Raw genomic sequence first — 12,033 nt, forward strand, 5'->3', positions numbered from 1 at the left:
TTTATTTCTATTTATTTTTAATGGTCAGATGTTACATTCTAAATTATTTTCTTGTAAGTGAATTTTAATTTTTAATGAATGTTTCATTTTAATTTATCAGATAATGACTTAGAGAAATTTTTAATTTTTGCAAATATAAGGAAACGAGAATAATCTCGTTATATAAATATATTTTTGATGGAGGAATTATTTTAAATTAATTCAATTATTTTTGTAAAAATTTTAGCACGTTTGAAGAAAAAATTTTCTTTATTTTTTTTAACATTTTCTTTATTTTCTTTCGCTCAATCAGGCGAGAATGTTTATCCGTTTATGAACATTCCAGTTTCTGCGAGACAAGCCGCTTTGGGAGGTGATGCCATTTCTATTCGGGATTTTGATGTAAGTTTTTCTGGTATTAATCCGGCTTTGATGAATTTAGACCAAGATCAAAGAATTTCTCTCAATTATGCAAATTATTTAGCGGGTTCTAAATTTGGAACTGTGGCTTTTGTAAAAGATTTAGGTAGAGGAAATTTAATTAGTTTAAACGCACGTTATATGGATTACGGTTCAACTCCGAGAACCGATGAGAGTTCACAAATTTCTGGAAATTTCAGTGCGATGGATGCTACAATTGGAGCAGGTTACGCCATGCAATTTGAAGATAATTGGACAATCGGAATGAATTTAAATTTTATTACTTCAAAGATTGACACTTACACTTCTATGGCAATTGGCGCAAGTGGCGGTGTCACTTATAACAATGAAAAAAGCAAAGAAACGGTTTCACTGGTTTTTAGAAATTTCGGATATCAATTTAAACCATTTAATGCCGTTCGAGAAAAATTACCATTTCGAGTGGATTTGGGATACACTAGAATATTAGACGAATTTCCTATAGCTTTAACGATTACTGCACACGATTTACAACAACTTAATATTTCGCCAGATTACAATATTAATGGACAACCTGTTCGGTGGGCGAGAAAAGTAGCAGATCATTTTTCCTTTGGTGCAGAGCTTTTTCCAGAGCAAGCTTTTAACATTAGAATTGGTTATAATGTGAAACGTGGAAATGAATTAGCGGTTTTAGACCAAAGAAGTTTTTCTGGTTTATCGGTTGGTTTTGGAGTGAAAATTTCTTCTTTCCGATTTGATTATTCTCATGTTCGGTATCATAATTCTTCAAATGTGAATCTAATTGGAATTAGTTTAGATTTAATTGAATTGGGTGGAAATCGCCGTTAAAATCATTTTATTATTAAGAAATTTTTAAGCAAATTTGTGCTATGAGAAAACCGGTAATTGCCGTAGATGGTTTTTCTTCTACAGGAAAAAGTTCCATTTCAAAAATAATTGCAAAAAATTTAAACCTGGTTCATTTGGATACCGGTTCACTTTACCGCGCTTTAACTTATTATGCTCTAAAAAATTGTTTAAATTCTAACAAAGAGATAGATTTAAATTTACTTTTTAAAGATTTTCCCAAAATTGAAATCACTTTTAAAGAAGAAAATAATGAGTTGAAACTTTATCTAAATGGTGAAAAAATGTCACAAAAAATACGGCAACTTAAAGTAAATAACCACGTAAGTTTTATTGCAAAACAGCCGGAAGTGAGAGATTTCCTTTTAGATTTACAAAGAAATATTGCGAAAAAAGGCGGTGTAATAATGGACGGAAGAGATATCGGAACTTTTATTTTACCCCATGCGGATTTTAAATTTTTTCTTACCGCAAGTGTAGAAGAACGCTCCAAAAGAAGACTAAAAGAATTGCAAAATTCTGGTATTGAAACCGATGAAAAAACGGTGCGCGAAAATTTAATTAAAAGAGATAAAATTGACAGCGAAAGAGAAACCTCTCCTTTAAAACAAGCAGAAGACGCCATTTTAATTGATAATACTTTTCTCACAAAAGAAGAAACCATCGCGCTGATTCTTACATATATAAACTAAAGCTGACAAAACACTATTTTTTATGCTTTGGTACGTTTGTTGTAATTTAAATAATATTAAAAATCGCAAAAATATTATTAACATTAAATTATTAAACATGTCAAAAAAAGGTAACAATAACGTAGCAGGAGTTTTAGCAGGATTATTAGCAGGAGCAGCTGCAGGTGTAGTTTTAGGAATGCTTTACGCACCAGAAGAAGGAGCAGAAACAAGAAAGAAAATTAAATCTAAAGCAAAAGATCTTAAAGACCAAGCTGCAGATAAATATTGTGAAGTTTCTGAAAAAGCTAAAAACCAATTTCATCAAACTGCAGAAAAAGCAAAAGAAACTTATAGAAATGTTTCAGATACAGTGAGAGATACCGCAGAAAAAGTAGCGCACAATGTGAAAGATGGTTATGATAAATACAAAGATCAAGCTGCAAGTAAAGTTGCAGATGTTTCTAAAGATGTAGAAAACGAACTCAATAGTTTGAAATCTTAAACTGAAAAGTGTAGCCTTAAAATAAAAAGGAACTTATAATGAGTTCCTTTTTTTGTAACTTTATAAAAAATTTACTGATGTTCGACTTATTAAAAGAATATGCCTACAAAAGAGCCGACTTACTAAAGATGGAAATTCAGGAGAAAACTGTAACTCTAATTGGGATGTTTACTTTCTTAATTCTCGCTTTTCTTTCGGCTTTATTTTTTATTATTCTGTTTTTATTTGGTTTGGGGTTTTTAATTGGATCTTACCTTAATAATTACGGATACGGATTATTAATTGTTGCTGGTTTTTATTTATTGGTTTTAATTGTTCTTTATATAAAAAGAAACTCAATAAAAAATAGAGTAGCAAATAAAATACTTGAATCTTTAGATGATTAAATCATGGCAAATAAATATGAAAGTCTGCAAGAACTTCGCAGAAAAAAAGCACTTCTGAAAAAAGATATTCTTGATATTGAAGATCTTTTAACCTTTGAAAATACCAAAGAAAGTTTAAGCGTTTTAACGCATGGTTTCACAGACTCTTTTTTGAAAGAAGAAACAAATGATGACGGAGAAAGTACGGTTTCTTTAAATACCAAAGGAATCGTAAATAGTATTTCCAAAGAAGTGAGAAGCAAAATAATTGATAAAAATAATCTGCTGGATTTTGTAAAAAGTGATATTGGAACAAGCATTGCAGAAAATGCTATAAAAATTGGTATTGTTGCATTAGTGGGAAATTACGCTAAAAAAAATCTAAATAATAGTAGCTGGAAAAAGAAAATAATTGGTTTAGCCCTTGTTTATCTAGTTCCCACTATTTTAAAATTTACTCGGGAAAAGCTGGAAGAATTTCAGAAAAACAATAGAGTAAGTTCTTTAGAACAGCTTATCTAAAATATTAAAACCAGCTCTTTTAGTTGGTTTTATTTTTTTGAGAAAATATGTCCTAAAATAATTCCTGCTGCCATAGAAACATTAAGGCTTTCTGTATTTTGATAATTTCCAAATCTTGGAATTGTAATTTTATGTTGCAAATTTTTAAAAGTATCAGGTCTCATTCCTTTGCCTTCATTTCCTAAAATTAAATTAAATCGTTCTGGAAATTGGAATTGATAAATATTTTCCCCTTTCATATCAGTTCCAAGATTTGCATTTTCTGTTTCGGCACAAAAATCTTCTAAGTTTTTATAACAAATTTTCACACGCAAAAAACTTCCCATACTTGCCATTAAAACTTTCGGATTTAAATAATCTACCGTGTCTTCGCTGCAAATAATTTGCTCAATTCCAAACCAATCCGCCAAACGAATTATAGTTCCTAAATTTCCGGGATCTTGAATTCCATCTAAAATAATTTGTTTACTAAATTCCTGAAACGGACTTTCTAAAGGCAGTTCACACAAAGCCAAAGAATCTTTTGGATGTTGCAGAAAACTTATTTTTTTTAATTCTGCGGGAGAAATTAAAGAACTTTCTACGTTTCTAATTTTAAGATTTTCTAAATTTAAAGAAAAAATTTCCTTAATTTTAAAGGCAGAATTCGGAATTTCTTGGATAATTTTGTTACCCTCAACCAAAAACAAATTGTATTTTTGTCTGAACTTCTTTTTATCCAGCGACTGAATAATTTTAATTTTATGAGACGAAAGCATTTTTTTAAATATCTCCAAAAGTATTACTTATTAATCTGTTCTGCAACTGTATTGTCCTTGATTGTTGCTTGTAATGCTGCAAAAAAAGTCCCAGCTGGTGAATTTCTATTAACTAAAAATAATTTTAAATATCTTGATGGTAAAATTTACGCCGATCAAATCCCAGATTTAGTTAGTCAAAAACCAAACAAAAAAACTTTATTTTTATTTCCCACAAGTTTATGGTTGTACAATCTTACCAATCCAAAATATGACAGTATTCTTAATGAATATATGACATATCCGAATGCGATGAGAAATCAAAATCTTCGAGATTCGCTTTTCATTAAATACGATCATCCCGAATATGTAGGAAAAAATTTATTTTGGAATCGCTTTTTTCATTCTTTAGGACAAGCGCCGGTAATTTTAGATCAAGGGAAAACACAAACCAGCGCAAATCAAATTCGAAAATATTTGGTGTTTCATGGTTATTGGGACGCCAATGTAAAATTTAAACACGAGTTAGATTCTGCGGCAAAAAAAGCACAAGTAGATTATACTATTTTGCACAAAGACCCCACTTTTATTAGCGAATATTTTTATGATATTAAAGATCCGAAGATTAAAGAAATTTATGAGCGTGAGATTAAAAAAAGTATTGTAAAACAGGGTGAAATTTTAAATCAAGAAAAATTAGAAGATGAAGTAAAACGCATTAATGATTTAATGAAAGAAAAAGGCTATTACACTTTTAATAATACCAATGAAGAAATCTATTTCGTTGCAGATAGCTTAAATAGCAGAAAACAAGTTCCTGTGACAATGAAAATAGATTCTGCATATAAACAAACAACCATCGGTAAAATTGACGTTGCTATTGTAGAAAATGTAAAAGATTATCCTGTAAACACCACTACAGATAGTTTGCGAGGAATAAATATCCATAGAATTGGCAAACAATATAAACCTCGTGCTTTGTGGCGTCCAATTACAATTACACCTGGTGAAATATATGATCAAAAAAACTTAGATCTAACCAAAAGAAATTTATTGGCGATGAATAACTTCAATATTTTATCTTCTAAAATAGAATTACGAGATGGAGGAAAAAGACCGCCAAATGACAGTATATTGGACGTTTTATATCTTTTAAAACCGCTACCAAAGTATGAATTAAAAATAGCGACAGATATTAATTACAGTCAGCTCTTAAATTTTGGAATTTCGCCATCTGTTGATTTAACGAGTCGAAATATTTTTGGTGGTGCAGAAAATTTATCTTCCAGTATTTCTGGAACTTTTGGTTCAATCAGAAGTTCTAAAGATTTAGGAAAAAGAAGTTTAGCTTACGAACTTTCCACCCAATTTTCATTAAATTTTCCAAGATTATTATTGCCATTTACTTACTGGAAATTAATTCCGAAACGTTTCTCTCCTACTTCTTCAATATCTTTGGGTGCATCTGTGCAAAACAATATTGGTTTGGGTAGAATTAATTTTAATGGTGGTTTAAATTATTTTGCAAATGTTGATGATCGCGTTACGCATCGGCTTTCGCTTTTTAATACGCAATTAAGTTTAACACAAAATAAAGATAAATATTATGATTATTTCCCTGCAGACTTTGGTTTTAGAGAAGATATTTTTAATCTCTATTTTGTTACAAATCCTTCTATAAAAGCGGCTTTAGATAATGGACAAATTAGTAAAGATGAAGTTTCTGCCATTATTTATAGTGATCCTGCATTTGCAAAAACACTGAATCCAGATCAATTAAATACGTACAATAACTTTGTACAAAGTTTATTTAATAAAGAGCGCCAAACACAAGATGTCCTAATAAGCTCACTTATTTATAATTATACATATAATGAAATTGGAAAAAAAGAATATGAAAATCCCTTCTATCTAAATGCAAAAGTAGAATTAGCTGGGAACTTATTTTCACTTTTTAGTGGGAGCAAAAACACAAATAATATTTTTGGAGATAATACCAAAACTATTTTTAAAATCCCTTATTCTCAGTTTGCAAAATTTGATTTAGAATTCCGTAAATATTTTACATTTTCAATGAAAAATGGTTCTAAAAACACTTTGGCTTTACGTCAGTTAATCGGCGTTGGAATTCCTTATGGAAACTCAGAAAATATGCCTTTCGTAAGATCTTATTTTAATGGCGGTTCTAATGATATTCGTGCTTGGACAGCTTTTGGCGGTTTAGGTCCTGCAGATTCTCAGTTAGATGAAAGAGTGCGTTCTTATTTTCTTGATAATGTAAAACTCACCACTTCCATAGAATACAGAATGCCTTTTACAAAAATGTTTGAAGGCGCTATTTTTACAGATGCAGGAAATATTTGGAGTTTAAAAGACAACGGATTGGGCGATCAATTTAAATTCAGCAAATTCATAAAACAAATGGGAGTTGGAAGTGGAATTGGTTTAAGAATTAATGTAGCATATATTACTCTTCGTTTAGATTTGGCTTATAAAATTTACGATCCAAATAAACCGGAAGGCGAAAGATGGAGATTTAGTAAAATTCAACCTTTAAAACCCACTTTAAACTTTGCATTTGGATATCCTTTTTAAAATTAATCCACGCAAAATTCTTTTTATTAAATATTTTTAAAAAATGGAAAAATGTTTTTCATTCTGTAACTTTCTTAATAAATACCACACTTATAGAACATAGAAATAATAAAAAATTATGATTAAAAAATCCTTTTCAATCTTGGGTTTGCTTCTTTTAGGAGCAATTTCACAAGCTCAGGAAATTAAATTTCAAGAATACGACTTGCCAAATGGTTTGCACGTGATTCTACATCAAGACAATAAAGCGCCCGTTGTTACAACTTCTGTGATGTATCACGTAGGTGCAAAAGATGAAATTGAAAACAGAACTGGTTTTGCGCATTTCTTCGAACATTTACTTTTTGAAGGAACACCAAACATCAAACGCGGTGAATGGATGAAAATTGTTGGTGCAAATGGAGGAACCAATAATGCAAATACAACCGACGATAGAACTTATTATTACGAAACTTTTCCTTCTAATAATTTGCAATTAGGACTTTGGATGGAAGCGGAACGTTTAAGACATCCTGTAATTAACCAAATTGGTGTAGATACGCAGAACAAAGTTGTAAAAGAAGAAAAGAGATTGCGTGTAGATAATCAACCTTATGGTAATATTATGACCGCAATTAAGGAAGGTTTATTTAAAAAACATCCTTACAAAAATACGACTATTGGTAAAGTAGCAGATTTAGATTCTGCTAAATTGGAAGAGTTTTTAACTTTCTTTAAAAAATATTATATACCAAATAATGCAACCTTAGTTGTAGCAGGAGATATTGATATCAATAAAACCAAAGAATGGATTAGTGATTATTTCTCAACAATTCCAAAAGGAGCTCCAATTGTAAGAAATTTTCCGAAAGAAGATCCTATCACACAGGAAACCGTGATGACTTATTACGATCCCAATATTCAGTTACCAGCTTATCTTTATACTTATAGAACACCAGGTGATAAAACTCGTGATGCAAAAGTTTTAGATATGGTTTCTTCTTATTTAAGTAATGGAAAATCTTCAGTTTTATACAAAAAATTAGTAGATCAAGAGAAAAAAGCTTTGGCTGTACAAGCGGTAAATATCGGCGAAGAAGATTATAGCGTTTTTGCATTTTTCGCAATTCCGATGGGAGCAACTACGGAAGGTACTTTAAGAGCAGATATTGATGCGGAAATTTTAAAATTGCAAACAGATTTAATTAGCGAAGAAGATTATCAAAAACTTCAAAACCAATTTGAAAATCAGTTTGTAAATTCTAATTCTAGTATTGAAGGAATTGCAAGTTCTTTGGCTAATTATCACGTTTTGCAAGGCGACACCAATTTAATTAACAAAGAAATAGAAATCTACAGAGGAATTACTCGTGAAGATATAAGAGACGCTGCAAAAAAATATTTAAACAGCAACCAAAGAGTTATTATAAACTATTTACCAGAAAAAAAATAATTTTAAAACTATGAAAAAATCAATATATAGTATTGCAGCCCTATTTTTAATTTCTGGCTTTATAAGCGCACAGGTTATAGATCTTAACCAACAGCCAAAACCAGGACCCACTCCAACAGTAAATATTACAAAACCACAAACTTTTAAATTAAAAAATGGTTTAACAGTTTTGGTAGTAGAAGATCACAAATTACCTCGCGTAAATACCACTTTAAGTTTTGATCATCCTCCAGTATTTGAAGGAGAAAAAGCGGGCTTAAGTACAATTATGTCAGATCTTATGGGAAGTGGAACTTCTACAATTAGCAAAGATGAATTTAATAAAAAAGTAGATTATTTGGGTGCCTCCATTAATTATGGTGCAAGTGGTGCTTCTGCGAATAGTTTGTCTAAATATTATCCAGAAATATTAAGTCTTTTTGCGAATGGTGCAATAGATGCTAAATTTTCTGCTGAAGAACTTTCTAAATCTAAAGCAAGAGCCATTGAAGGATTAAAAACGGAAGAAAAAAGCGCGCAAGCAATTGGAAACAAAGTTTTTAACGCTTTAAGTTATGGGAAAAATTCTGCATTGGGAGAGTTTGCTACAGAAAAATCTTTTAACGCCATTACACTTCAAGATGTAGAAGCCGCTTACAAAAAATATTATGCTCCTCAAGACGCGTATTTAGTTGTAATTGGTGATGTGAAATTCAATGACGTTAAAAATAAAATTGAGAAAGCCTTTGACGGTTGGAAAAAAACCGATTATCAATTTCAAAAATTACCAAAATTCTCCAATCTTCCCAATACGGAAATTGATGTTGTAGATGTCCCAACTGCAGCGCAATCTGTAATCTTATTAGGAAATCTGCATCAATTAAAAATGAAAGATCCTAATTATTTTGCAGCAACTGTAGCCAATTATATTTTAGGAGGCGGAAGTTTAGAAACACGCGTAAATATGAATCTTCGTGAGAAACACGGTTTCACTTACGGCGCTTATACTTCTTTGGATACTTCAAAATACGATTCAAATTTTGGTGGAACAGCCAACGTTCGCGGTGAAGTTACAGACCAAGCGATTAAAGAATTTATGACAGAAATTAATGGAATTAAAACTATTAAACCTGAAGAATTGCATAACGCAAAAGAAAAATTAAAGGGAACTTTTATAATGTCTTTAGAAAGACCAAGTACTGTGGCGCGATTTGCTTTAAACTCTATTACACAAGATTTACCTTCCGATTTTTACACTAATTATTTGAAATCTGTAGATGCTTTAACAATTGAGCAAGTTCAAAAAGCATCAAGTGATTTTATCAAGCCAAATAATATGAGAATATTTGTGGCAGGCAAAACCAGTCAATTTGCTGACAAACTTGAAACTTTGGGATACCCAGTAAAATATTTTGATGCAAACGCAAATCCAACCGCAAAACCAGAAGTAAAAAAAGTAGATTCTAAAGTTACTTTAGCAACTGTGGGAGATAATTATCTTGCTGCAATTGGTGGGAAAGATAAAGCAGCAAAAATTACATCAGTTATGTTTAATGCAACTACCAAATTGCAAGGAATGGAATTGAATATAAAAAATATTCAAGAAAAAGGAGGCAAAAATAATTTAGAAGTTTCTATGGGCGGAAATGTGGTACAGAAAATAACTTTTGATGGAACCAAAGGTTATATAATGGCAATGGGAAACAAACAAGATATGCCCGCAGAAATGGTAACTTCTTATGCAAAACAAAAAGAAATTTTCCCGGAACTTACTTTTGCAAATTCTAAAGATTATACTTTGGGTGGGATAGAAAAAGTAAATGGTGAAGATTCTTATGTTGTAAACGGACCAAACGTTACCTATTATTACGATGTAAAAACAGGTTTAAAAAACGAAGAAATAAAAAAAACAGAAATGAAGGGACAAAAAATGGAAACTCCTACTTTTTATTCTAACTACAAAGATGTAGATGGCGTGAAATTTCCATTCACAATGAAAATAAACCAAATGGGACAAGATATGCAATTAGACGTTACTTCCTATGAATTAAACAAAGCGACAGATGCAGATTTTAAATAAAATTATGCTTTTGTAATTTATAAAAAACGGCATCGAAAGGTGTCGTTTTTTTTTATTAGATTTTTAGGAGCAACACTATTTTTTCTTCTCACAAAATACGTCCCGTGTTCCGCTGTATCCCGCCGCGGCGGGGATGCCGCTTCACCCGCGGCTAAGTTGAGGCAAATTATTTCTTTCTGAAAGGCTCTGAGTGAATAGGAAAATTTTTAATTTGATGAATTCTTCCTTCCTCTGAATGGCAAAAGGAAAGATTTTTAAAAAGAACAAAGACCAAAGTTTAATCAAATACATTCCGAATGCAAAACGTGAATACTAAATAAGTAATATTTTTATAAGGAATTTCTAGTGGTTTTGCTAAGGTTTTATAGTATATAGATCTAAAAATAAAGTATAATAAATCCATAACAAATCTATACTTTATATGGACTTGCTATGGACTTATTATGGAGTTGTTATGGATTTGTGCAGAAGAAAACTTTTCTGAAAAAAGAATTTGTAATAATTCTTTAGGTGATAAATTTTGTAAAAAGATTTAATTTAACTTTATATTTAAAACTTTCGTAAAGTCATCATCAAGTATTTATTTTAAAAATTAAATAACTTTATCCCTCACAAACTTCTCATTATGATTTGGAAAGCGAGATTAATAAATTACCATAATACGGATCGAATTGCAGTAGTATTCCAGAAAGATAAGGAATTAATACAGCGAATAAAACTCATAAAGGATGCGCGATGGGATCCTCAAAAAAAGCAATGGCATCTACCGGATACTTTCGAAAATCGAGAGCGATTTAAAATTGCGCAAAAAATAGATCTGATGCCCTCAAAAGAAGGCATTCTTGAAATTACAAAATTTATAAATTGGCTTTCTTCCAGAAGGTATAGTCCCAACACAATCAAAACCTATTCTGAGGCATTGCGCTCTTTTTTTATTTATTTTAGAAAAAAGAATATTTCTGAGATTACGAATGAAGATATCATTTTATATAACAATGATTATATCTTGAAAAATAGTTTTTCATCTTCTTATCAAAACCAGATTGTAAGTGCTATTAAACTTTATTTTGCCACGGTGAGAGAAAAGAAAATTGAAATTGAAAAAATACACCGTCCAAAAAAAGAGAAATTACTGCCCAATGTTTTAAGCAAAGAAGAGGTGAAAGCCATTTTGGAAGCACATCGTAATTTAAAACACAAAGTGATGTTAAGTTTAGTGTACAGCTGTGGACTCCGTAGAAGTGAGCTTTTACATTTAAAACCACATGATATAGACTCCAAAAGAAATATTGTAATTATCCGCCAATCAAAAGGGAAAAAAGATAGAATTACACCTTTATCAACAAAAATTTTAGAATTGTTGCGGGAATATTACAAACTTTATAAGCCACAAACTTATCTTTTTGAAGGACAAGAAGTTGGGACGATTTATTCTGAACAGAGTTTGCAACATGTATTAAAACAAGCATTGGCAAAAGCGAATATTCAAAAGCCAGTAACCTTGCATTGGTTGCGTCATAGCTACGCCACCCATTTATTAGAAAGTGGAACGGATTTGCGTTACATTCAAGAACTCCTTGGACATAATAGTAGCAAAACAACAGAAATTTATACCCATGTAAGTACGAAAAATTTGCAGCAAATAAAAAGCCCGTTTGATGATTTGTAATTATTAAAAATATATTAGCAAAAAATATACAAATGAATCCAATTTTATTTATATTTGATAAAAATATTGTATCATACTTGTGATACATATACCACCAAATTTGGGTGGATATGTATCATTTTATGATACATATAAACAAGTTATGTGCCATTTTTGAATGACAATGCGAATAGATACAGACAAACAAATGAATTTACTTAGTGATAAGAACGTTGCAATAATTGGTGGTG

The 12,033-nt window shown here is 30.8% G+C and carries 10 protein-coding genes; 9 read left to right on the forward strand and 1 reads right to left on the reverse strand.

Annotation, left to right across the window (positions count from 1 at the left end; translation table 11 throughout):
• Window positions 1-231 precede the first annotated feature (231 nt).
• The 5 genes from porQ (at window position 232) to ACN0WB_RS11315 (ending at window position 3,311) form a co-directional block, all read left to right on the forward strand.
• Complete coding sequence (porQ, locus tag ACN0WB_RS11295) at window positions 232-1,230, forward strand: type IX secretion system protein PorQ (RefSeq protein ID WP_417431842.1); 999 nt, start codon at window positions 232-234, stop codon at window positions 1,228-1,230.
• Window positions 1,231-1,271: 41 nt separating this feature from the next.
• On the forward strand, window positions 1,272-1,940 hold the full coding sequence (gene cmk, locus ACN0WB_RS11300) for a (d)CMP kinase (protein ID WP_417431844.1): 669 nt from the start codon (window positions 1,272-1,274) through the stop codon (window positions 1,938-1,940).
• 97 nt (window positions 1,941-2,037) lie between these two features.
• On the forward strand, window positions 2,038-2,424 hold the full coding sequence (locus tag ACN0WB_RS11305; protein ID WP_417431846.1) for a YtxH domain-containing protein: 387 nt from the start codon (window positions 2,038-2,040) through the stop codon (window positions 2,422-2,424).
• Window positions 2,425-2,501: 77 nt separating this feature from the next.
• Entirely contained in the window at window positions 2,502-2,810 is a 309-nt protein-coding gene (locus ACN0WB_RS11310) for a phage holin family protein (RefSeq protein ID WP_417431848.1), read from the forward strand.
• Between the two features lie 3 nt (window positions 2,811-2,813).
• A complete protein-coding gene (locus ACN0WB_RS11315; RefSeq protein ID WP_417431850.1) occupies window positions 2,814-3,311 on the forward strand; it encodes a phosphoribosyl-ATP pyrophosphatase in 498 nt (165 codons plus the stop codon).
• Window positions 3,312-3,340: 29 nt separating this feature from the next.
• Here ACN0WB_RS11315 and ACN0WB_RS11320 read toward each other — a convergent pair whose 3' ends face one another.
• A complete protein-coding gene (locus ACN0WB_RS11320; RefSeq protein WP_417431852.1) occupies window positions 3,341-4,069 on the reverse strand; it encodes a TrmH family RNA methyltransferase in 729 nt (242 codons plus the stop codon).
• On the opposite strand from ACN0WB_RS11320, the gene ACN0WB_RS11325 reads away from it, so the two are divergent.
• The 4 genes from ACN0WB_RS11325 (at window position 4,055) to xerA (ending at window position 11,803) form a co-directional block, all read left to right on the forward strand.
• Window positions 4,055-6,643: a BamA/TamA family outer membrane protein gene (locus ACN0WB_RS11325; RefSeq protein WP_417431854.1), complete on the forward strand. Its 2,589-nt coding sequence runs from the start codon at window positions 4,055-4,057 to the stop codon at window positions 6,641-6,643. The two genes, ACN0WB_RS11320 and ACN0WB_RS11325, sit on opposite strands and share 15 nt — an antisense overlap.
• Before the next feature lie 118 nt (window positions 6,644-6,761).
• A complete protein-coding gene (locus ACN0WB_RS11330) occupies window positions 6,762-8,075 on the forward strand; it encodes a M16 family metallopeptidase (protein WP_417431856.1) in 1,314 nt (437 codons plus the stop codon).
• A gap of 10 nt (window positions 8,076-8,085) precedes the next feature.
• Window positions 8,086-10,134 (forward strand): M16 family metallopeptidase, encoded by a 2,049-nt coding sequence (locus ACN0WB_RS11335; RefSeq protein WP_417431858.1) that lies wholly within the window; start codon window positions 8,086-8,088, stop codon window positions 10,132-10,134.
• Between the two features lie 625 nt (window positions 10,135-10,759).
• Entirely contained in the window at window positions 10,760-11,803 is a 1,044-nt protein-coding gene (xerA, locus tag ACN0WB_RS11340; RefSeq protein ID WP_417431860.1) for a site-specific tyrosine recombinase/integron integrase, read from the forward strand.
• Window positions 11,804-12,033 lie beyond the last annotated feature (230 nt).

This window comes from Halpernia sp. (genome assembly GCF_048269545.1).
Lineage (GTDB): Bacteria > Bacteroidota > Bacteroidia > Flavobacteriales > Weeksellaceae > Halpernia.